The 21,468-nt window shown below is 67.8% G+C and carries 18 protein-coding genes; 9 read left to right on the top strand and 9 right to left on the bottom strand.

The window, feature by feature from the left end:
• Window positions 1–6 precede the first annotated feature (6 nt).
• Together GY812_10360 and GY812_10365 are read right to left on the bottom strand one after the other, a co-directional pair.
• On the bottom strand, window positions 7–1,221 hold the full coding sequence (locus tag GY812_10360) for a glycosyltransferase family 4 protein (protein MCP4435878.1): 1,215 nt from the start codon (window positions 1,219–1,221) through the stop codon (window positions 7–9).
• Complete coding sequence (locus GY812_10365) at window positions 1,218–2,327, bottom strand: glycosyltransferase family 4 protein (GenBank protein MCP4435879.1); 1,110 nt, start codon at window positions 2,325–2,327, stop codon at window positions 1,218–1,220. Before GY812_10365 ends, GY812_10360 begins: the two co-directional genes overlap by 4 nt.
• Before the next feature lie 95 nt (window positions 2,328–2,422).
• Between GY812_10365 and GY812_10370 the strand changes: the two genes are divergently transcribed.
• Window positions 2,423–3,385, top strand: a complete 963-nt coding sequence (locus GY812_10370) for a GDP-L-fucose synthase (protein MCP4435880.1) — start codon at window positions 2,423–2,425, stop codon at window positions 3,383–3,385.
• A 2-nt stretch (window positions 3,386–3,387) separates the two neighbouring features.
• On the opposite strand, the gene GY812_10375 is transcribed toward GY812_10370, so the two are convergent.
• Window positions 3,388–4,989, bottom strand: a complete 1,602-nt coding sequence (locus GY812_10375) for an LCP family protein (GenBank protein MCP4435881.1) — start codon at window positions 4,987–4,989, stop codon at window positions 3,388–3,390.
• A 146-nt stretch (window positions 4,990–5,135) separates the two neighbouring features.
• Here GY812_10375 and GY812_10380 point away from each other — a divergent pair, with 146 nt between their 5' ends.
• Window positions 5,136–6,257, top strand: coding sequence for an anthranilate synthase component I family protein (locus tag GY812_10380; GenBank protein ID MCP4435882.1), 1,122 nt, complete (start codon window positions 5,136–5,138; stop codon window positions 6,255–6,257).
• The gene (locus GY812_10385; GenBank protein ID MCP4435883.1) at window positions 6,254–7,105 is read left to right on the top strand and encodes a 4-amino-4-deoxychorismate lyase; all 852 of its coding nucleotides are present in this window, start codon (window positions 6,254–6,256) and stop codon (window positions 7,103–7,105) included. Before GY812_10380 ends, GY812_10385 begins: the two co-directional genes overlap by 4 nt.
• A 78-nt stretch (window positions 7,106–7,183) precedes the next feature.
• On the opposite strand, the gene GY812_10390 is transcribed toward GY812_10385, so the two are convergent.
• Entirely contained in the window at window positions 7,184–8,008 is an 825-nt protein-coding gene (locus GY812_10390) for a biotin--[acetyl-CoA-carboxylase] ligase (protein ID MCP4435884.1), read from the bottom strand.
• A gap of 16 nt (window positions 8,009–8,024) precedes the next feature.
• Here GY812_10390 and GY812_10395 point away from each other — a divergent pair, with 16 nt between their 5' ends.
• The 3 genes from GY812_10395 (at window position 8,025) to GY812_10405 (ending at window position 11,929) form a co-directional block, all read left to right on the top strand.
• Window positions 8,025–9,797, top strand: a complete 1,773-nt coding sequence (locus GY812_10395) for an acetyl-CoA carboxylase biotin carboxylase subunit (protein MCP4435885.1) — start codon at window positions 8,025–8,027, stop codon at window positions 9,795–9,797.
• A 184-nt stretch (window positions 9,798–9,981) separates the two neighbouring features.
• On the top strand, window positions 9,982–11,517 hold the full coding sequence (locus GY812_10400) for a hypothetical protein (protein MCP4435886.1): 1,536 nt from the start codon (window positions 9,982–9,984) through the stop codon (window positions 11,515–11,517).
• Window positions 11,480–11,929 (top strand): hypothetical protein, encoded by a 450-nt coding sequence (locus tag GY812_10405; protein MCP4435887.1) that lies wholly within the window; start codon window positions 11,480–11,482, stop codon window positions 11,927–11,929. The genes GY812_10400 and GY812_10405 overlap by 38 nt, the downstream gene beginning before the upstream one ends.
• Before the next feature lie 15 nt (window positions 11,930–11,944).
• Here the strand turns inward: GY812_10405 and GY812_10410 are convergent, their stop codons facing one another.
• A complete protein-coding gene (locus GY812_10410; GenBank protein MCP4435888.1) occupies window positions 11,945–13,228 on the bottom strand; it encodes a UDP-glucose/GDP-mannose dehydrogenase family protein in 1,284 nt (427 codons plus the stop codon).
• 106 nt (window positions 13,229–13,334) lie between these two features.
• On the opposite strand from GY812_10410, the gene GY812_10415 reads away from it, so the two are divergent.
• Window positions 13,335–14,018, top strand: coding sequence for a class I SAM-dependent methyltransferase (locus tag GY812_10415; protein MCP4435889.1), 684 nt, complete (start codon window positions 13,335–13,337; stop codon window positions 14,016–14,018).
• Here GY812_10415 and GY812_10420 read toward each other — a convergent pair.
• Window positions 13,999–14,952, bottom strand: a complete 954-nt coding sequence (locus tag GY812_10420) for a flippase-like domain-containing protein (protein MCP4435890.1) — start codon at window positions 14,950–14,952, stop codon at window positions 13,999–14,001. The two genes, GY812_10415 and GY812_10420, sit on opposite strands and share 20 nt — an antisense overlap.
• A 184-nt stretch (window positions 14,953–15,136) precedes the next feature.
• Here GY812_10420 and GY812_10425 point away from each other — a divergent pair, with 184 nt between their 5' ends.
• Complete coding sequence (locus GY812_10425) at window positions 15,137–15,970, top strand: FkbM family methyltransferase (protein ID MCP4435891.1); 834 nt, start codon at window positions 15,137–15,139, stop codon at window positions 15,968–15,970.
• On the opposite strand, the gene GY812_10430 is transcribed toward GY812_10425, so the two are convergent.
• The gene (locus GY812_10430; protein MCP4435892.1) at window positions 15,943–16,959 is read right to left on the bottom strand and encodes a flippase-like domain-containing protein; all 1,017 of its coding nucleotides are present in this window, start codon (window positions 16,957–16,959) and stop codon (window positions 15,943–15,945) included. The genes GY812_10425 and GY812_10430 overlap by 28 nt on opposite strands.
• 151 nt (window positions 16,960–17,110) lie before the next feature.
• On the opposite strand from GY812_10430, the gene GY812_10435 reads away from it, so the two are divergent.
• Window positions 17,111–18,940 (top strand): hypothetical protein, encoded by a 1,830-nt coding sequence (locus GY812_10435; protein MCP4435893.1) that lies wholly within the window; start codon window positions 17,111–17,113, stop codon window positions 18,938–18,940.
• A 50-nt stretch (window positions 18,941–18,990) separates the two neighbouring features.
• Here GY812_10435 and GY812_10440 read toward each other — a convergent pair whose 3' ends face one another.
• Both GY812_10440 and GY812_10445 read right to left on the bottom strand, forming a co-directional pair.
• Window positions 18,991–20,238 carry a hypothetical protein gene (locus GY812_10440; GenBank protein MCP4435894.1) on the bottom strand — a complete coding sequence of 416 codons (1,248 nt, stop codon included), beginning with the start codon at window positions 20,236–20,238 and terminating at the stop codon, window positions 18,991–18,993.
• A gap of 87 nt (window positions 20,239–20,325) precedes the next feature.
• Entirely contained in the window at window positions 20,326–21,468 is a 1,143-nt protein-coding gene (locus tag GY812_10445; protein ID MCP4435895.1) for a glycosyltransferase family 4 protein, read from the bottom strand.

The following is a 21,468-nucleotide window of genomic DNA, read 5'->3' on the forward strand; positions in this document are numbered from 1 at the left end:
CCAAACCTAGGGCGCGCTGCGCGGCGACGTTGAGCCGGGCCTGCCCGCTGCGCGCCGCCAGGCCCCGGCGAGAGCGGCCGCTGTGCGCCGCGGCGTGAATGCCGCGGCCGCCTCCACCTCTCTGCTGGCGACCTCGGCGCGCGCCCGCTCGTCGAGAGCAGCCACGGTCTCCATGGCGCTCGCCCACGCGGCCGGATCGTCGGGGGAAACCGGGGCGACGGGCGTGGCCCAGCCGGCGGACGTGGCCACCACCTCGGGCAGCGACCCGGCATCGGAAACAACCAGTGGCACTCCCCTGCCCATCGCCTCGAGGGCGGGCAGCCCGAAGCCCTCGTAGCGCGATGGCACGAGCACTGCGGTGGCCCGCCGGTAGAGCCGTTCCATCTCCGCCGACGAGACGCGGCCGGGCCGCCCGACCGAACCCGCTAGGTCCGGTCGCGCGCAGCGTCGGTCCACTTCCTCGTCACTCGCACCGGGGCCACCGGCCAGCACCAGCCGCGCTTCGGGGTTCGTCTGGCGGTACCGGGCAAATCCGTCGAGCAGCACCCGGTGGTTCTTGTGGGGGTAGGTGATCGCTGGGTACAAGAACAGCGTGCCGGCGGAGTCGCCCGCCACGCCCGTGGCTTCGCCGTCGGTCCGGGCTGCCGGGTTGGGGCCGAGGTCGACTGCGACACGATCGAGGGCCACCACCGACCACGGCACAACGTCCACCCGTGCGCTCTCGACCCCGAGCAGCTCGCAGACCCGGCCGGCGGTGAACTCCGATGGCACGCAGATCCCGTCGACACCGTGCGCCGACCGGCGCAGCATCAGGCGGAGGTACTGGCGCTTCGCCAGTGAGAAGTTCTCCGGCATCTCGAGTGGCTGCAGGTCGTGGATGGTGAGGCTGGTGCGACCCGGGTGACGCAGCGGCAATACACCCCCGGCGTGGTGCACGAGGTCTGGTGAGAGCTCCCGGGTTCGCCGGGCCAGCCAGGTCTGCTCCGCGAACACGCGGGCCGCCTTGTTGGCCCCGGTGCTGTCGAGCACCTCGTTTCGGCATGCGTCGGCCAGGTCGGGGTGCGCCGCCGCGAATCCGCGAAGCACCGCAAGCGTTGGCTCCACCGAGGGTTCGTGCTCCAGCACCGCACGGATCGCATCGGTCGTGGACTCCTCGCTGCCGCCCACCACACCGGGCACGAGCCAGGTCAGGTTCACCAACACGCGCAGGGGCGGGTTCATCCGGCGAACACCCTGTCGTACACGTCTACAACGGCGGCGGCGGTGCGACGCCACGAGTACTCGCCGGCACGTTGCACGCCTTCGGCCCGCATGGCATCGGCGACCTCGGGGTCATCGAGTACATCGGCGAGCGACTGCGCGAGTGCCTCGGAATCCCCGACCGGTACCAGCCAGGCGACCCCGTGGGCGAACTCGGCCATGGGCGTGCCCTCGGTGGTCACCACGGGCGCACCGGCAGCCATCGCTTCCAGCACGGGCAGGCCGAATCCCTCCGCCCGCGACGGAAGGCAGCACACAGCTGAGCCGCAGCGAAGCGCATTGAGCTCCCCGGACTCCAAGAACCCCAGGCGACGGCAGCGCTCACCGAGCGCGTCGAGCCGAGGTCCCATGTCCTCACCCCAACCGGAAGGTCCGGCGACGGCCAGCACGAGCCCAGGGCGGTCGAGGCGCTCGAACGCGTCGATGAGCACGTCGAGGCCCTTGCGCGGCTCAGAGGTTCCGACGAACAACACGTAATCCGACTCCAGGCCGTGTGCGCGCCGCGCCGCCTCGACAGCCGACCGCTGCGGCGCCACCTCTGCGTCGACACCGAGTGGAACGACCGCCAGCCGCGACGGGTCGAACCCCTGTGCCTCGAACTCGCGGGCGCCCAGCTCGCTCGGCACCATCACGATCGCTGCTTCGTCGCGGATGCGCCCGAGCCCCCTCGCCATCAGCTTCGCCCCCCGGCGGGTGAACATCTCGGGCATCGTGAGCGGCAGCACGTCGTGGACTGTGGCGACCATGGGCACACGATCACGTGGACATGCGATCGGGATCGTGAGGTGCACCAGGTCGACGGGCCCACTCGCAGACGTGACGCGCGGCTGGCGCAACTTGTCCCAGGAGTCGTAGAGCCACGGCAGGCGCAGGCCGAGCGACTCGGTTGGTACGGGTGGCGTGAACGGCTCGCCGGGTCTCGGCCCGGCGGGCCCCACACCGACCAGGTCGACGCGGGCATCGTCGGCCACTGCGGACGCCAGGGCGTTGGCCGCTGTGGCGGTGCCGCCGGGCACCGAGTGCCAGTCCTGGGTGAGGGTCATCGCGACCCGCAACGGCGTCGACATCGTCGACAATCCTCGCATGTGCGCTGCTGTGCCCCCGGCTACCGGCGGATCTCCGGTGCCGACGGGGCGGCTCCGGCCTTGTAGCTTTGGGCTCGATGAGTGGCTTCTGGGCTGACAAGCATGTGCTGGTGACCGGCGCCGCGGGGTTCCTCGGCACCGCAGTGACCAAGGGACTCGCCGACCGAGGGCCCACGAGGGTTTCGACACCGTCCTCCGGCGACGTCGACCTGCGTGACCGGGAGGCGACCCGGGCGATGTTCGAGTCGCTGTCGCCCGACATCGTGATCCACCTCGCGGCCAGCGTCGGAGGCATCGGGGCCAATCGGGAGCGGCCCGCCGACCTCTACCTTGACAACCTCCTCATGGGAACCTTCGTGCTCGACGCGGCGCTGCGGGCCAACACCGCCAAGACGGTGATGCTCGGCACGATCTGCTCGTACCCGAAGCACACTCCGGTGCCATTCTCCGAGGACTCCCTATGGCAGGGATACCCCGAGGAGACCAACGCGCCCTACGGGATCGCGAAGATCGCCCAGCTCGTGCAGGCGCAGGCCAACCGCGAGCAGTACGGGCAGTCTGCGGTCTACCTGATGCCCACCAACCTCTACGGCCCGGGCGACAAGTTCAATCCCGCGGTCAGTCATGTGATCCCGGCCCTCATCAAGAAGTGCGTGGATGCACAGGACGCCGGCAACGACCACATCGACGTGTGGGGCACCGGTTCGGCCAGCCGTGAGTTCCTCTACGTCGACGATGCGGCCGAGGGAATCCTGCTAGCCGCCGAGCACTACGACGGCGACGAGCCGGTCAACCTGGGCACCGACGAGGAGATGCCGATCCGCGAGCTGGTGGGGATCATCACCGAGGAGGTCGGCTTCACGGGCGAGGTGCGTTGGGATTCATCGAAGCCCGACGGCCAGCCACGGCGCCGGGTTGATCCGGGCAGGGCCCGCGACGCCTTCGGCTTCCAGGCGAAGGTCGACTTCCGTGAGGGACTGCGACGCACCATCGAGTGGTACCGCGCCAACCGAGAGGCCGCCGAAGCACGCGTGGCCTGAGTTCAGCGGCAGGCTGCGGCCTTTTCGGGGTCTGTCGGCACGATCCCCGGTGGTGCTCCGTCTTCCTCGGCGGCCTGAATGAAGGCCGGGTCCTCATCGACCTGGATGCTGGTGGTCGTGCTGTCGTCGCCGGGGTCGCCGTCCGAATCCGGGTCGGACTCGCCATCGGTGGTGCCGTCGCCCTGATCGTCACCGGAGTCGTCGCCCGAACCGGACTCCTCTTGCTCGTCGGGCTCGGTTGTGGTCGTGGTGCGGAGTGCCTTCGGCTTCTGCGTGACCTCGAAGGGCAGCTGGTCAACGGTCATCGGCTCGGCCCTCAAGCCACCGAAGTCGTCGGGCACCGAGAGTTCGAGACGGGGACCCACGATGTCCTCGTCGTAGTCCATCTCCGGGGTGTCTTCGAGCCACGTGGCGAGCGTGAGCGCGGCCTCGAAGCCGGCGGGGCCGTACGTGATCGTGGTGTCCGACGAACCGCGCCGCACGATGTCGGACGATGCGTCGAAGCCGATCTCGTCGAGTCCCTGCACGACGAGGTCAACTGCCTCACTTCTGGAGCGGGGGCCCTCGACATCAACGAGTATGTCCTCGGGGGTGAGCTGACCCTCGGTGTCGTAGCCCCAGTAGGCGAGCAGCAACGGCAGTGCTTCGTCCCAGTCGACGTCCTGGTAGGCAACTCCCCCGCGGGGAGCGGCGTAGGTGGGCACCTGGTGGGTGTCGAGCTCCTCGGGGTTGAACGTGCGGAACACGTCGACCAGCTCGAGGATGGTGCCGACCGACAGTGTCTGGTCCATCACCACGGAGTCCTTGGCGGCATTGACGATGCCGATGGCGGTACCGGGGTTGCGCACCCCGATCTCGGAGGCCTTCTGCATAGCCCTCTTGATGAAGTCCTGCTGGCGGGTGATGCGGCCGAGGTCGCCGGTCTGGTCAAAGCGCCACTTGCCGTCGGAATCCTCGTACTGGAAGTGGCGTGCACGCGCGTAGGCGAGCGCCTGGTCGGGGTCGAGCACCACGCAACCGGGCTCCTCTACGAACAGGCCGGTCTGCTTGTCGCGCACCGGGGCGGCGAAGTACACGGGCACGCCGCCGAGCTGCTCCACGAGGTCCTTGAATCCGGCGAAATCGACCTCGACGTAGTTGTCGATCGAGATTCCGAAGTTACGCCTGATGGTGTCGATCAGGTCGCGGGCGCCGTCGACTCCGGCGATCGCGGCATTGATGCGACCGCTGCCGCCACCGGGGGCCAGGGTTGCGCGGGTGTCGCGCGGGAACGACAGCAGCCGTGCAGTGCCCTTGGACGGGTCGATGCGCATCACCATGATCACGTCGGCCAGGCGCTCACCCTTGCGGCCGTTGGTGACCGGGTCGTCTTCGTCGAGGTTGGCCGCGGAGTCGGTTCCGACAATGAGGATGTTGCGCGGCTCGTCGACCGCCACCGTTGCGGCGGTGGGGTTGTCGATGAGGACCGTCTCCACCGAGGCGAGGGTCTCGGAGAACGTGTAGAGCCCCCCGGCCGCGGCAAGACAGGCCGCCACCAGCACCAGGTTGAAGCCCAGCAACAGTCGCTGGGGCCAGGTGCGCCGGATCTTTCCGCCGGTTCCCACGGATGCGACGGTAGCAGCGGCGCCGCGAACCCCTGATGACGGCGACTGCGGTTCCTGAGCATCCGCTGGGCGATCAGGCGCAGCCGGCAAGCCGGCGGCGGCGGTTCCCCTGTGGCCCGGCACCGACCGAGCCTTAGGATCGCCCCGTGGTCACCCGTCGCAACGGCTCTTCGCTACACCCCGGCGAAGCAGGCGCGCTCGCAGTCGTGGGCGGCAGGCTGTGCACCGACCTCCAGGAGGTCACCAGCGACCTGTCCGCGCTGGACTCCACGGGGTTCTGGGCCGTGGTGATCCCGTTCGAGGGCGACCCGGTGTGCGCCCGTTTCGCCACGGTGCGCCCCGCACGGCCGTGGCCCGGACGGCCGTGGGTCGGGCCGGCGGCCGGCTCGTGGTCCTCGAGCCTCGACCGCGATGGTTTCACCGCCGCAGTGTCGACCATTCGCTCCGAGATCGCTGCGGGCGACGTGTACCAGGTGAACCTGACGCGTCGGCTGAGGGCGCCTCTGGCGAGCGCCGGGGCCCATGGTGCTGCCGGCCGACCGGACGTGGCCGCACTGGGCGCCGCACTGGCGGAGGGCAACCCGGCGCCCTACTCGGCGGTGGTGCGGTTGCCCGGGCACGGCGTCGAGGTGGCAAGTGCGTCGCCGGAGCGTTTCCTCGCCCGCAACGGCGACCGGGTGTGGTCCTCACCCATCAAGGGCACCTCGGCCACGGCGGACGGATTCCTCGACAAGGACCGTGCCGAGAACGTGATGATCGTGGACCTGGTTCGCAACGACCTGGGCCGCGTGTGCGAATGGGGAACCGTCGAGGTGCCGTCGCTGCTGGCGGTCGAGCCGCACCCCGGGCTGTTCCACCTCGTCTCGACCGTGCGGGGCTCGTTGCGGCCCGGCCTGGGCTGGGCCGACGCGATCGACGCAACATTCCCGCCGGGCTCGGTGACGGGCGCCCCGAAGATCGCAGCACTCGAGTCGATCGCCCGCCTCGAGCCCGACCCTCGCGGCGTCTACTGCGGTGCGATCGGCTGGGTCGACGCCGACCGTCAGGAGGGCGACCTCAACGTGGCGATCCGCACGTTCTGGATCGAGGACGACGAAATCAACTTCGGCACCGGCGGCGCGATCACCTGGGATTCGGTACCCGAGGGCGAGTGGGCCGAGACAGAGCTGAAGGCGGCCAACCTGCTGTCGGTCGCAGAGGGCGCAGGGTCCGCGGCGACAGCCTCACAGCGCGCAAGCGGCGCCGTCGGGCAGGATGTGCTGCGATGAGCCAGCCCAACCAGCCTGTGGTCTGGATAGACGGCGCGCTGCGCGAGCCGCATGCGGGGCTGCACTGGTCCGACCACGGCATCACCGTGGGCGATGGTGTGTTCGAGACCATCAAGTTGGTCGGCAACCGGCCTTTCGCCCTCGAGCCACACCTCGACCGTCTGGCCCATTCGGCCGGTGGGCTGGGCCTCGGGGTGCCGTCACGCAAAGACCTGGATGTGGCGATCGCCGAAGTGGCCGCAGCCTGGGCGGAATCGGCCGGCCCGTCCACACTCGGCCGGCTCAGGATCACGGTCACCGGCGGCCCCGGCCCGATGGGTTCTGACCGAGGCGACGGCGGCCCCACCCTGATGGTGACCGCCGGCGACATGGAGCTGAGACGCACCCCGGCCGCAGTGGTCGTGGTGCCCTGGACCCGAAACGAGCAGGGCGCGGTGGCAGGTCTCAAGACCACGAGCTATGCGGAGAACGTGGTGGCGCTCGCCCGCGCCAAGCGTGACGGGGCCGAGGAGGCGATATTCGCCAACACACGTGGCGAGTTGTGTGAAGGAACGGGCGCCAACGTGTTCGTGGGCGTCGACGGCGCGCTGGTGACCCCACCACTCGACTCCGGATGCCTTGCGGGCGTGACGCGGGCACTGGTGATCGAGGCGCTGGCCGGATCCGGGGTGATCGTGCAGGAGCGTCCACTGCCGGTCGCTGCTCTGGCAGACGGTGAAGAGGCGTTTCTCACCTCCACCGGCCGTGAGGTACAGCCGGTGGGCAGTGTGGATGGCGACGCGTTGCCCGCAGCGCCGGGGCCGTTGACCCTCGCGGCCCAGTCGGCCTGGGACGATCGGTACGCCTGAACCAGCGCGAGTCGCTTTGTTGGTGCTGAATCACGCCTGACGTGATTCAGCACCAACAAAGCGCCGGACTGACAACCCTCAGGCGGGGCGGACGTGGATCACGTCGCCCACCACCACCCGGTGGATCTCTGAGTTCTCCCCCGCCTCGACGAGTAGCGCACCATCGGCGTCGAGTCCGACTGCGCGCCCTTCCACTTCGCCGTGGGGCAGGTGCACCTCGACATCGCGGCCGATCGTGGCCGAGTGACTCTTCGCCTCCGCCACGACTGCAGCCGCACCGTCCTCGTCGTCGAGCAGTTCCATCCGCCGGGCGAAGCCTCCGAGCAGTGCGACGGCGAGATCCTCGCGGTCGACCTCGCGGTCAACGTGGATGTCGAGCGACGTGGCGATGCCGACGAGCGAGTCGTGGATCTGACCCCAGTTGCAGTTGAGTCCGATGCCCACCGCAAGGGCCACCTGCCCGGTGTCGAGCGGTGTGGCTTCAGCGAGGACACCGCCCACCTTGAGATCGCGTCCATCGTCGCCGGCGCCGACTGAGACGATGTCGTTGGGCCACTTGATGTGGGCCTCGAAGCTGAGCTCGGAGTCCAGCGCCTCCACCGCGGCGAGCGACATAGCGGTCAGCACGAGCCCGCGGCGGTCGGGGTCGATTGCCTGGGTGGTACCGGCAGTCATCAGCAGCGAGGAGCCCGCGGGTGCCTCCCACGTGCGGTCGAGGCGTCCGCGCCCTGCAGTCTGGTGGTCTGCGACGAGTGCCACGTCAATGCAGTCCCGGGGCCGCTCGATCGCTGCATCAGCAAGGAATTCGGCCACGTCGAGGTTGGTGGAGCCGGTCTCGGAGACCCAACGGAGATCGGAGAATCGGGTGTCGGCAAGTGCTGCTTTGGCGCGGGTGAAGCTCATGAGGCGAAGATAGGGCGTGTTTTCGAAGGTTTTGATCGCAAACCGCGGTGAGATCGCTGTCCGGGTGATCCGGGCATGCCGGGAGATGGGGATCTCCACCGTGGCCGTCTATTCCGAACTCGACCGTGACGCGCTTCACGTTCGTCTGGCAGATGAAGCGTACGCGCTCGGTGGCCAGACAGCCGCGGAGTCCTACATCGACGCCGACAAGATCCTTGATGTGATCAAGCGCAGCGGCGCCGAGGCCGTCCATCCGGGCTACGGCTTCTTCTCGGAGAACTCGGACTTCGCCAAGTCGATCACCGACCTGGGCGTGAAGTTCATCGGCCCGCTGCCAGAGGCGATCGACGTGATGGGCGACAAGATCTCCGCCCGCCACGCTGCCGAGAGCGTCGGCGTGTCCGGCGTGCCCGGCGACAACACCTTCATCTCGGACCCCCAGCAGGTCATCGACTTCGGCGCCGAGCACGGCTTCCCCGTGGCCATCAAGGCCGCCTACGGCGGTGGGGGCCGCGGAATGAAGGTCGTCAACTCCGCTGACGAGGCGGCCGAGGCATTCGAGTCGGCCCAGCGCGAGGCGCTCGCCTATTTCGGGCGCGACGAGTGCTACCTCGAGCGCTACCTGACCAAGCCGCGCCACGTCGAGGTGCAGCTGGTGGCCGACCAGCACGGCAACGCCGTCTACCTGGGCACCCGTGACTGCTCGGCCCAACGTCGCCACCAGAAGCTGATCGAGGAGGCACCGGCTCCCGGCATTCCCGAGGAGATCCTCACCGCCATGGGCGAGGCTGCTGTCAAGGTGGCCAAGGGGTGCAACTACGAGAACGCCGGCACGGTGGAGTTCCTCTACGAGGATGGCGACTTCTTCTACCTGGAGATGAACACCCGCCTTCAGGTGGAGCACCCGGTCACCGAGCTGGTCACCGGTGTCGACCTGGTCGAGCTCCAGCTGCGGGTCGCCGCCGGCGAACCGCTGCCGTTCTCCCAGGAGGACGTGGAGATCGAAGGCCACGCGATCGAGTGCCGCATCAACGCCGAGGCCGTGGCGGGCGGAGCATTCCTTCCCTCACCCGGCAAGATCACCAAGATGCATGCGCCCTCCGGGTTCGGTACCCGTTGGGACGGCGGCTACGAGACCGGCGACGAGATCAGCCAGTACTACGACAACCTCACCGGCAAGCTCTGCACCTGGGGTCGCGACCGTGACATCGCCATCGCGCGCATGATCCGGGCACTCGAGGAGATGGAGATCGAGGGCATCGAGACGGTCATCCCCGCCGACCTCGCCATCCTGTCCCATCCCGACTTCCAGGCCGTCGAGCACTCGACCAAGTGGGTCGAAGAAGTGCTGGACCTGTCCGGCATCACTTCCGCTGCGCCAGTCGCAGGCGAAGGCGAGGATGACGAGCCCAAGGTCAAGCGGACCATGGACGTCGAAGTCAACGGCAAGCGTTTCGAGGTTTCGCTGTACGTGCCCGAGGGTCAGCTCGCTTCTGGTAGCGGAGGTGGAGCGAAGCCCCGCCCCAAGCGCAAGCGTGGCGGCGGTGGAGGCGGCGGCGCAGTCGCGGGCTCCGGCCAGGTCGCCGTGCCAATGCAGGGCACGATCGTGAAGGTGAACGTCGAGGTGGGCGACACGGTCTCCGCCGGCGACGCTGTCGTAGTGCTCGAGGCCATGAAGATGGAGAACAACGTGGCCGCCGACATCGACGGCACGATCACCGAGGTGAAGGTCGAGTCCGGCCAGTCGGTGAGCGCCGGCGAAGTGGTCATCGTCATCTCCGCCGACTGACGCTCGAACCTCGGCGGGCCTAGCCAGCACGGGCGTGTGCCAGGTTCCTCATCCCGATATCTCGAGTAGCTGCGCGTCGGTGTGACGCGTAGCTACTTCAGAAGGCAGGATGAGGCGATCAGCACAGCCAGGACGCGCAGCGCCGGCACTCAACATTCCGGGGCCGGCGGCCGACTGGTAACAGGTGACTGCAGCAGTGGGATGGGTCGCGTTCGTGCTCATCGGTGGCGCCGCGCTCGCACTGTTGGTGGCCCCGTCGATGCGGCGGCGGCCGGTGCTGCTGGTTGCCGTGGCCCCGGCAGCCGCATTCGCTCTGTCGATGCTCGCCGCGATGGCGCTCGACCTCGTGGGTCTGGGGCCGTGGCCGGGCGTTGCGATCATCCAGGCGGCCGTTGTCGTTGGCGCCGTTGCGCGCCTGGCAATGCTTCGAAGCAGCGACTCCACGTCGACAGGCCCGGCGCACACCGCAGCGCCTGATGCAGGCCCTGAGGAGCACCGGCAGCGCCGGCTGGCCGGCTGGCTGCTCGGCACGGCGGTGCTGCTCACCCTGGCAGTGTGGATCGTGCCGGGATCCCCGTCCGTGCCGAAGAACCGCGACGTGCAGAACCACGCCTACTTCGTGGCCCGTATCGCGCATGAGAACTCGATCGACCCGGCGGTGGTGCTGGCCGAGAGCCCCACCAGCGACGAGCGTGTGGCCGACTTCTACCCCCTGGCAGCGCACTCCACGATGGCCACCGCCCAGCGCGCGACAGGTGCCGACATCGCCGACATGCTCGTGGTTTGGGTGGTGATGTCGACCGCGATCGCCCTGCCATGCGGGCTGTTCGCGTTGGCCCGTCGACTGGTGCCCGACCGCCGGGCCGTGGCGGGGTGGGCGGCGCTTGCCGGCGCGTGCACTGCGCTGTTCCCCTACCAGCCGATGGTGTGGGGCGGGATCGCGTTCACGATCGGATTGAGTCTCGTGCCGGGGGTGCTTGCCCTCGCCCTCGTGGCGGTGGACCGTGGCGGGCGAAGGCCGGTGCCCCTGCTCGTGCTCGCAGCGGTGGCCGTGACGGGCGCCGCGATGGTGCACACGTCACAGGCGGCGCTTCTGGCGCTGGTGATGGGAGCGTTCCTGTTGCACGACCTGCTGGCACGACAGGGCAGAAGCGGCGACGTCGGCGCCGGACCGGCGGTGCGCTGGGGCGCGCTCGCTGCGATGTGCGCCGTGCTGCTCACCCCGGTGGCACTGGGGGTGCCGGGCACCGCCGAACGTGCCTCGCACGAGGAGACCCTGGCCGAGGGGCCTGCCGAGGTCGTGTGGCGTGTACTGGCATTCGACGTTGATGCGGGTCCCACCCAGTTGCTCATGGGAGCCCTCGCACTGGCCGGCATTGCGGTTGCCGTCGCAGCACGCCGCACCCGGCCCCTTCGGCGCCTGGGAGCGTTTCTGGCGGTGATGGGCGTGATTCGTGTTGTTGTTCGCCGCCCTGATGCTCAGCGGGCCCGTGGCGGAGGCTCTGCGAGTTGGCTCGGTGCCGTGGTACCGGAGCTGGTGGCGGATGCCCTACAACCTGGCCCTGTTCGCTCCCCTGTTCGTGGCGATCGCGCTGGATGCGCTGCACAGGGATGCCATCTCCAAGACGGCAATCCAGCGGCGCCCCGGCTGGGTCGGGACCGGCATCGCCGCCCTTCTCGTGGTGTTCACAGTTCCCTCGACGCTCGAGGCACTGGATGACGCCGGGGTGCGCAATGAGGTGCTCACAGAGGAGCAGCTGCAGATGTTCGACCGCCTCGCGGGCGCGAACGGGGCGGACAACCCGGTGGGGACCGTCCTCAACCAGGAGAACGACGGAACGGCGTGGATCTACGTGACCCATGAGCTGCCTGCGTACTCGGCACTGCAGGGATTCACCGACACCGAGTCGAGGCGTGAGCGGCAGTGGCTGCTCGAGAACGCCCACCGGGCGAGCACGGACCCTGAGGTCACTGCGGCTCTCGACGAGGCGGGGGTGCAGTGGCTCCTCGTGCGCGACAACACCTATGAGGATGAGCCTGCGTGGCTACACCCTGATGACCTGGCCGGTGCCGAAGGCGTGGAGTTGGTTGAGCGCCAGGGCAGCCTGTGGCTGTTCGAGCTCAAGGCCTGAAGGTCCGGCGCCTGCTCAGCGGCGGCCGATGGAACGCACGCTGAAGCCGCGGCTGCGCAACGCGTCGTGATCGAGCATGTTGCGGGCATCTACCACGTTGGGCCGGGCGAGCTCCTTTTCGAGCAGTTCGAGGTCGGCACGGCGGAACTCGCCCCATTCGGTGAGCACCACCAGGGCCTCAGCATCCCGTGTGGCCTCGAACGCGTCACCCACAACGGTGACGCCCTCCATGATCCCGCGGCCTTCCTTGACGCCCGGGTCGTAGGCGGTGACCACCGCACCTCGGGCGGTGAGGCGGGCGAGGATCTTGAGTGCCGGCGAGTCACGCAGGTCGTCGGTGTTGGCCTTAAACGTGAGGCCCCAGGCCGCGATGTGGCGCCCCCCGAGCGGGCCTCCGACGAGGTCCTCGACCTTGTCGACGATGCGCTCGAACTGCTGGAGGTTGACGTCGATGGCGGCATTGAGGAGAGCGAAGTCGTACCCGGCATCCGCGGCAATCCGGGAGAGTGCCGAGGTGTCCTTGGGAAGGCAGCTGCCACCCCAGCCGGGACCGGGTTGGAGGAAGTCGTGGCCGATGCGGCGGTCGTGGCCGACACCGGCGATCACGTCCTCCACATCAGCGCCCACGGCTTCCGACACGGCGGCGACGGCGTTGACGAAGCTCAGCTTGGCGGCGAGGAAGCTGTTGGCGACGTACTTGATCAACTCCGCGGACGGCGGGTCGGTGACCACCCACGGCGCTGCGAGTCCCAGGTAGAGCGAGGCGACCCGCAGGGCGACCTCGCGGTCATCTGCGCCGATCACGATGCGGTCGGGGTTGAGGAAGTCGTGAACAGCGGTGCCCTGGCGGAGGAACTCCGGGTTGCTGACCACGTGCACGTCGTCGCGCCCAAGCGCCTCAGCCACGGCAACCGTGGTGCCCACCGGCACCGTCGACTTGTTGATCACGATTGCGCCCGGAGCCAACGAGGGGGCGATGTCGGCACAGGCCTGCTTCACATAGGTGAGGTCGGCCGAGCCGTCGTCGGCCTGCGGGGTGGGAAGGCACAGGAACACGAACTCGCGGCCACCCACGGCGTCAGCTGCGTTGGTGGTGAAGCGCAGCTTGCCGACGTGCAGCCCCTCGACCACGAGGCGGTCGAGGCCCTCTTCGAGGATCGGGACTGTGCCTTGGGAGAGAAGCTCCACCTTGGACTCGTCTACATCGAGGCACACGACGTCGTGGCCGAGGTGCGACATGCACGCTCCGGTGGTGAGACCCACGTACCCGGTGCCCACTACTGAAATCTTCGATGACATCAGTGTCGATGGTACCTTCGCCAGGATCGCGAGAGCGCAAGCCGTCGCCAGCCAAGTTGCGGGTCCTTCTCAAGCCAGGGGATGTGGTGACGATATCGGTGAGATGATGAAGACGGAACCAGCTTGGACCGGCAGCATCGAGCACCGATACGATCCGTCAACTGCCGACTTCGAGAGCGCCGACTTGACCTCCGCCGAGGGCACCCCACACCGCAACGTCTACGACAAGTACTCGACGCGCAATCCCGTCGAGAGACGCCTCATGGAGGGGTTCTTCGACGCTCTGAGCGCCTCGATGCGGGGGCTGGCACCCGACCGGATCCTCGAGGTCGGAGCGGGCGAGGGCGAGGTGACGACCAGGGTCATGGCGCGCTTCCCCGGCGTTCCGGTTCTCTGCATGGACCTGCCCGACGATGAGACCGCCCAGCACTGGCAGAAGCGTGACCTGGTCGGCGGATTCGGCGACATCCACGACCTTCCGTTCCCCGATTCCAGCTTCGACCTCGTGCTCGCCATCGAAGTCCTCGAACACGTCGATGACCCCGAGAAGGCGCTGGCGGAGATGGAGAGGGTGACCCGGGACACCGTGGTGGTGTCGGTACCCCGCGAACCCGTGTGGCGGGCGGCCAACATGGCCCGGGGCAAGTACCTGCGGGACCTCGGGAACACGCCCGGACACGTCAACCACTGGGGCTCTGATGCCTTCAGGCGGATGGTGGCACGACACCTGGACGTCGTCTGGGATGCCAAGCCCTTCCCCTGGACGATGGTCAGGGCGACTCGTCGGTGAGGATCCGCTTGGCGCGGACCCATCCCAGACCCGCCAGGCCGCCGACGGCATCGACCAGCACGAACAGGAACCTGGCCACGGTCGCGACCACCGTCGCCTCTGTGGTGCCGAGCCCGGCGGTTGCCACGAACACGATCTCGCGGATCCCGGCGCCGGCAGGCACGGGCACGGCGGCGAAGCCGACGACCCAGGCAAGGGTGGCGGCCAGCATCGTGCGCGCCAGCCCGGCCTCGTAGCCGAGGGAGCGCGCCACCAGCCAGGACGACAGACCTACCAGGAGCCAGGAGGGCACCGAGGCCGCAGCGAGCCCAACCATGCGGCCCCAGCTCGCCGGCTCGAGATCCACCCTGCCGCGGGTCGTGCGGCGCAGGAGGTCGAACACGCGCCCCAGGACTGCCGGGTGCAGCAGGGCCAGGCCCAGCGGCAGTGCCAGGTACGCCAGCCACAGCGCAGCGGGGAAGTCGTCGCCGGACAGCGAGAACGGTGCCAGCACGGCACAGAGCAGCATGCCTCCGAGCACCATCAGCGCGAGAGACAGCATCGTGGTGCCGTAGGCGACCGACCGGGTCACGCCTGATCGCGAGGCAAGCTCCCCCCGGCCGACCACCGGCCAGATGCCCCCGGGCAGGTACTTGCCCATCTCCCCCGCGAAGTACCAAGCGCTCACGTCGACCATGCGCGGAGCGGCTCCGTACGCGTGGAGCGTTCCTGACCAGAGCACGGCGAGGCCCCACATCGCGGCGAAAGCGACCAGCCAGGCGACGAACACGCCACCTGGACTCGCCCCGGCGAGCGCATTCGAAACCTCGGGCCACTCCCGCACCAACGTGGCAACGAGGAAGGCGATCGCGGTCACCCCGAGGGCGACCCCCACGACGCGGACCACCTTTGCCAGGCCTCCGCGCCGACCGTCGTGATGCGGGGCCTGGTTCATCCGCCCTCCGTTGCGTACCGAACCCAACAGTACTTCCCCGGCATCCCGGAGGATGCGTGGGTGCGCCCTGCAAATGCGGTTTGGAATAGAGTGGTCGAGCCGCGGTTCCGCCGATGGACGACACGCGGCACTCCATTCCCGATGCGGGACCGGCTCGGTAGGACCCTGAGGAAGCTGACGACCATTGGATCATCAGGACTACCTGGACTGGACCTACTTCGGGGACGGAGGGCTGGACAAGGACGAGTTCGAACGCCTGCAGAGACTCTTCAGCGGTGTGGATGTGTTCGTCGACGTCGGTGCATCACACGGGGTCTACACATATCACGCACTGCAGCACATGCGCGGCGGCACGATCATCTCTGTCGAAGCCGATCCCGAACGCTTCGGGATCCTCGAGGAGAACGCCCGGCAGTGGTCGAAGGGTTCCGGTATCGAAGTCCGCTGCATCATGGCGGCGGTGTCCGACCACGAGGACGCCGGCAACGGCGAGACGATGACCTTCTACACGACTGGAACCCAGATATCCGGAGGCCTGTTTCCGGTCGAGGAGCGTTCTGACGAATACGAACCGATCGAAGTGTCCATAGTCACCCTCGATGACATCGTTCCGGACGAGGGCCGGGTTCTCGTCAAGATCGATGTCGAGGGCGGCGAGCTGAGGGTGCTTCGGGGCGCCAGAAAGCTGATCGAGTCCGGTCGGGCCAGCTTCTTCGTCGAGCTCTCCTGGTGGGGCGATCGTGACCGCGGGACCAGCGTGCTGTCCACGTTGGGATTCGTCCGGCGCTCGGGGCTCGGCATCGAGCGCAGATTGCGGTCGGACTACCTGCTGACCACCGAGCCCGACAAGACCCAGCGATGGATGCAGCAACTCAAGGTGCTTCCACCACTGCTGCCGCGTTACGTGTTCGGAAAGGTGACCCCTTACTCGGTGCGGCGGAAGTTGATCCGCAGACAGAACCAGAAGCGACTGGCCAAGGCACCGAGGAACTACTCCAGGTCCGAACCGAGGGACTGATGTGAGCCAGACGGCTCGCCAGCGCTGGATCCGGTCTCCGCCGTAGATTCAGCCTCGGCCCTGTGCAGCCATCGAGCGGTGGCAACGGCAGCCGGTATCCCGAGCAGGAGCACGACCAGGAGGTTGATCCCCCGGTCGACCGACGAAGCGAGCAGGCCGTCCTCGAGCGACCGACCCAGGGCCGCGGTGGCGCCAGCCATCACCAGCTCGCGGATCCCGATGCCGCTCGGGGTGAAAGATACGAAGGTCGCAAGGGACCCGACCGGGCCGACGATGAGGAAGAACATGACCGACTCGTCGATTCCCACCCAGGCGAACGCGATCTTCAGGCGGACGGCCAGAAGAACGAACCTGAGGAGTTCGAGGCCGACTACGGCGGCGGCTGCCTTGCGGTCACCGGACGCGGTTGCCCACCCAGAGCTGAACCTGGTCACCAGTCTTCCGATTCGTCCCTGCCGCGCCTTGGAAGTGGGCGAGATCGAGGCAGCTCCGAGTGCAACTACAACCAGCGCCAGCAGGGCTCCCGTCAGAACCAGGGACCAGGTTCCCTCGTTCAGCCACAATCCCAGGCACCCGACGAGCCCGATCGCACCCGTGGCAAGGGCCGTCAGCACCAGGTTCACGCTGTAGACGGCGACGCCGTTCGTGTATGTCAGGCCGTAGACGGACTTCATGTAGCGGAAGCGGTAGAGGGTGCCGACCTGACCCGGGATGTGGTTGCCCAGCTGGCCCGCCACGAATACGCACTGGTTCTCCAGGGCACCCACTGGCGCGCCCAGGACGCGGTACAGGATGCCGAACTCGGCAGCATTGATGCTGAACCCAGCCGCGGTCAGGAGTGCCAACAGCACGACCGTCAGCAGCGGAGCCTCCCCTATCGCCTGGAACTGCTCACGTCGGTTCCACACGAACACCGCCAGCAGCACCAGTACGACGAGCGGGAGCACAACGTTCAGTAGCCACCAGCCCAGCCGTCGAGGTGTGCTCACGTGGCGCTCGCCTTTCGGTCTGCCGTGGAGAGGGTTTTCGGACCGGAACCGATGCCGAGGCTACCGGACATCGCAAACTCCGCTGCCATCTGCCAGAGGCGCCACGGCCGAAAGGTCGCACGACCGTCCGCGATCACTAGGGTCGCAGCCAATGAACTTCATCGTGGCCTCAAGTGGCCTTTCCCCCTCGAGGCTCGCCAAGGCGCACAGTGCGGCATCCGCTCTCGGAAGCCCATTGGAGGATCTGTTGGAGCCGGACTCGTCCGGCACATGGCTGGCAGTCAGCCGAGTCGGTGACATGGCCATCCGATCAGAAGTCGTCGACGGTTCGGCCACGGCTGTGTTCGGGTCGGGCGCCTCTCGCTGGATCCCGTCTTCTGACCCATCTGCACTTCTCGATGGAGCCGACGACGACCTCGTGGGTCTGTGCGTCGACCATCGTGGCCAGCCTGAGCTCGTGGCAGCATCGGGACGGGGCAATCACCGGGTCTTCCTCCACCGACCTCCGGACGGCGGACTGCTGGCGTGCTCGCATCTGGCGACACTCTCGGCATGTCTGGGGCCCGACCTGGCGATCGACCGAGGACTCGAGGACTTCTTGCTGGGATTCGGCTTCCTGCCTGACGGAAGGACGGTATTCGAGCAGATCAGCGTCCTGGACCCCGGCAAACGCGCAACATTCGGCCCCTCATCCGCGGGCCATGCGGAGCGAGAGTCCGACGTCGCACCCCCGGACTCACACGCAGGTGAGGTCGGCTCGCTCTCGATGGAGGAGGCATCCGAGGACCTGTACGAGAGGTTCATGGGCGCGGTCGAGGAACAGGCCTGCGGGAGCAACCAACATGCCGTCCTGCTAGGCGGTTTCGATTCCGCGCTTGTTGCCGCATGCCTCAGGCGGCTGGGCCACTCAGTGGACACGTACACCTTCGCATTCGGCGACCCCCGCTACGAGCAACGCAACGCGCGGGAGGTCTCCGAAGGGATCGGCGCGACCCACCATGAGGTCCGCATCGACGCCGAGGTGGTGCTCCGGGGCCTCGAGCAGTTCGGCACCTACTACCCACAACCCGGGGCTCAGCCGCACTACCAGCTGCACACCCTCGAGGCGAGCCGACGGATCGCAGCCGACGGACACGATCATGTGATGAACGGTGACGGATGTGACGCCGTCTTCCTCGGGTACCCGACCGTGAACATGCGCGCACGACTCACCGCGCAGCTCAGCAGGGTGCCAACGCCTGTGTCGAAGTACGCCCAGCGACTTCTTGCCGCGGAGGCTTCGGAGCGCCACCTCGGGCATGTGGCGCGAATGGCCAGAGCGACCCTCGCCAACAGGGATCTGGGACTGCCCACCGGCGGGCATCTGCCAACGCGATACATGGACGAGGGTTTCCTGGACCACCTCAGAGTCGGACCACCACCCCCGCAGGACGAGTCGGTCGAGCAGGTTCGACGACGTCTCGCCGAGGCGGTTGCGGACATGGACCCCACGCGCCTGGCGTTCCACGGGAACGGTCTGACCGGCCAGAGTCGGGCCAAGGTCGACGGCGCTGTGGCCGCCACTGGCGTCGCCCAGAGCACTCCGTTCCTCCACCCGACGGTGAAGGGATTCGTTTCCCAGCTGCCGACCGAGCTGTTGCGACCAGAAGGCGCCAGGGCGTCTGCGGCGGGAAAGGCGGTTCTCATCGACATGGTGAGGCGGCATCGTCTCCTGCCGGACTGGGTGATCGACATGCCGAAGCAGTCACCGTCCGACTCGCCCATCGACATCTGGTATGCCGGCAGCTCACGACAGCGCATCCTGGCCCAGTTGGAGGACCTTCCCTTCGAGTGGCGGCGCTCAACGGTGGACATGGTCCTTCGTCCGAAGCTTGCGGAGAGGCTGTACCGGGACAGGGTGTCCCTCGGACACCACGCGTTTCAGGTCATCGGCCTGTTGGCCTCCTACGCTTCATTCAACCGTCTCAGGGCGAACGCCTGAAGGCGATGATCGGTGGATCCCGCCGGCGCGGCAGGACCGCTGTTTCCGAGTCAGGTCGGGAAGTTCTCGTCCACGACCTCGGCGACGATGTCGCTCGTGCGTGATGCGCGTGCCCGGAGCTCCGGAGCGGTGGTCGACAGTACTGCGCTGATGGAGTCCCGCTCGGCCCACATTCGCAACGCGGCGTCGGCCATCCTGCGAGGGGTGACGTCATCCAGCTCGAGCACGTGCTCTCCGATGCCGGCGGCCTCCATCACACCGGTTGCCTTGTGCTCGTATGGTACGCACAGAACGGGGACTCGTGCGGAGATGGCAAAGACCGCCGGGTGGTAACGGCCGGCGATCACCGCGTCCGCAGCCGCGAAGCGAGCACGCTGGGCACCGGCCGAGAGCGTCTCGTCCACAACCTCGGTGGAGATCCAGTCCGGGACTCCTCGAGCGAGGGATTCCAGGTACGGAGCGTCGCGCTTCTTCGCGGAGTGGAGCTGCGGAACGAATGCCACATGGCACGCGCGGTTACCTGACTCCTCCTCGCAGAGACGGACCACTGCAGCAAGGAGGGAGCGGTCGTAGTTGGCCCTTCGGGAGTCCGGATCCCGGTCTCCCGAATAGGGGTAGTCGATCGCCGAGACCACGAGGACGAACCTGCCCTCCATCGACTCACCGTCACAAACCCAGTCGCTGCGCTCCAATGCACCGACTTGCGCCTGCAGGGCCGAGTCGGCGGTCACCTCGAGGTCGAGGGAGCCCGCCATCAGTTCCCGAACCATCGATGCGGACCTTTCCTCCCGAAGGGTCACCCTCGTGAAGGACCGGTACGTGAACCGGCGGAACGGATTCATCCACTTCCGCCGGAACGGTCCGGCCGAAGGGGCGTAGAGCACCGAGGGGAGTTCGTAGATCCTCGACATCCACACATAGAGCCAGTGAACGGGCTCATGACCTGCATAGATGTCACCGAAGTACGGCCCACCCGGTGCCGAGATCATGAGGTCTGCATTCTCGTAGGCCTCTATCACCGCCCTTGCGGACGGACCGAGCATCCAGCGGGCCTTGCGGCCGACCAGCTCGAGCAAGAGGTAGAGCACGAACGCGGGGACCTCGAGCAGCGGCAGCCGCAGTGGAACCCATCGCACCTCCTGCGGGACGGCCACCTCGCTCGCCTTCGAACGGAACTGGTGGAGCACGGTGAATCGCACCGGAGCCAGCCGATCATCCAGGGCCTGCAACATCGCGGACAGGGCAGCTTCGTCTCCCCGATTGTCACCGTGCTGGTTGACGATGAGGATGTGCTTCACGCTCGACCACGACTCCTGCTGCAACGTCGGACTGCGGCCGGCGCGGAGAGCACCGTTGCAGAAGACCGAATCTAATGGCTGCGAACATCAGCTCGTGAGGGGCTCGACGGGTTCTGAACTGCCTGGCACCAACTCGCCCAGCCGGTACGCCAGGATCTTGGTTGCCGGGGCCGGCGCGAACCGTGCCGACCGAGTCTCAGCAGCCGCCCGTGCTGCTACGAGGGCCTCGTGATCGTCGCAGAGGTCGGCAAGCGTGTCGGCCAGCGCTTCGGGGTTTCCGGGCTCCACGAGAACCGCAGCCCCGTCCAGGTCGGATCGAGCCGCTGGCGTGTCACCCGTGACGACGGCGCAGCCCGCAGCCAAGCCTTGGTACACCTTCGTGGGCACCACCCGCATGGCCTTGTCGCCGGTGTCGAAGATGCCGAGGCACACGTCGTGGCCTGCCACGAGCGCGGGGAGTTCCCTGGAGTCGACCCAATCGAGCCACTCGACGTTCGGAGAGCCTGAAGCCGCCTGTTTGGTCCTGTCCAGGTCCTGTCCGGAGCCGACCATCGTGAACCGGATGTCGTCTCGTCCGGCGAGAAGGGAGATCGCCTTGCCGATCACCGGGGCACCCTGCAGCGGCGTGTAGAGACCGAAGAACACCACACGCAGCGCGCCGGAACGGTACACGGGCTCGATGGGCGCCCACTCGGAAGTGGCGCCGACCGGCACCACCACAGCCTTGTGGCGAGCAGCGGCCGGGAGTGTCTCACGGTGGTGGCTGGTGTCGACGACCACCAAATCCGCCCGCGCGGTGGCGGCTCGATCGGCGGCCCCGAGCAGTCGTTGGAGCCAGCTCCTTCCCAGCCCACGGTCACGCATGGTGTCCGAAAGGCCCACCAGGTAGTCGAGCACGACCACGCTACGCGGGAAAAGCAAGGCCGCCAGGTGTACGTCCAGGTGTCCGAGGTAGCCCACGACGACCACATCCGGGCGCCCAATGCCTCTACGGTGCCGGATCAGCTTCATCCAACTGCGTGCCGTCGCCAGCAGGAAGCCGATCGCGCGGCGGGCCGAACTCGCCGCTGCGACCTTGTCCGCCGTCGTCAGTCCGAGCGGAGCGTTGAGTTCGCGCACATCCTTACCGTTGGCCTCGAGTCCGTCACGAAGCACCGCCACGCGCGGATGCAGCCCGGCGTCGTAGGAACCGAACAGGACTACGGACAGCTGCTTGTTGCCACTTCCCAT

The organism is Actinomycetes bacterium (assembly GCA_024222295.1).
GTDB lineage: Bacteria > Actinomycetota > Acidimicrobiia > Acidimicrobiales > Microtrichaceae > JAAEPF01.

Excerpts from the sequence above, each read along its gene's own strand:
- GY812_10365 (MCP4435879.1), bottom strand. The coding sequence starts at position 2,327 with ATGTCGACGCCGTTGCGGGTCGCGATGACCCTCACCCAGGACTGGCAC.
- GY812_10390 (MCP4435884.1), bottom strand. The coding sequence starts at position 8,008 with ATGAGCTTCACCCGCGCCAAAGCAGCACTTGCCGACACCCGATTCTCC.
- GY812_10415 (MCP4435889.1), top strand. The coding sequence starts at position 13,335 with ATGAAGACGGAACCAGCTTGGACCGGCAGCATCGAGCACCGATACGAT.
- GY812_10445 (MCP4435895.1), bottom strand. The coding sequence starts at position 21,468 with ATGGGAAGTGGCAACAAGCAGCTGTCCGTAGTCCTGTTCGGTTCCTAC.
- GY812_10420 (MCP4435890.1), bottom strand. The coding sequence starts at position 14,952 with ATGAACCAGGCCCCGCATCACGACGGTCGGCGCGGAGGCCTGGCAAAG.
- GY812_10435 (MCP4435893.1), top strand. The coding sequence starts at position 17,111 with ATGAACTTCATCGTGGCCTCAAGTGGCCTTTCCCCCTCGAGGCTCGCC.
- GY812_10385 (MCP4435883.1), top strand. The coding sequence starts at position 6,254 with ATGAGCCAGCCCAACCAGCCTGTGGTCTGGATAGACGGCGCGCTGCGC.
- GY812_10410 (MCP4435888.1), bottom strand. The coding sequence starts at position 13,228 with ATGTCATCGAAGATTTCAGTAGTGGGCACCGGGTACGTGGGTCTCACC.
- GY812_10360 (MCP4435878.1), bottom strand. The coding sequence starts at position 1,221 with ATGAACCCGCCCCTGCGCGTGTTGGTGAACCTGACCTGGCTCGTGCCC.
- GY812_10370 (MCP4435880.1), top strand. The coding sequence starts at position 2,423 with ATGAGTGGCTTCTGGGCTGACAAGCATGTGCTGGTGACCGGCGCCGCG.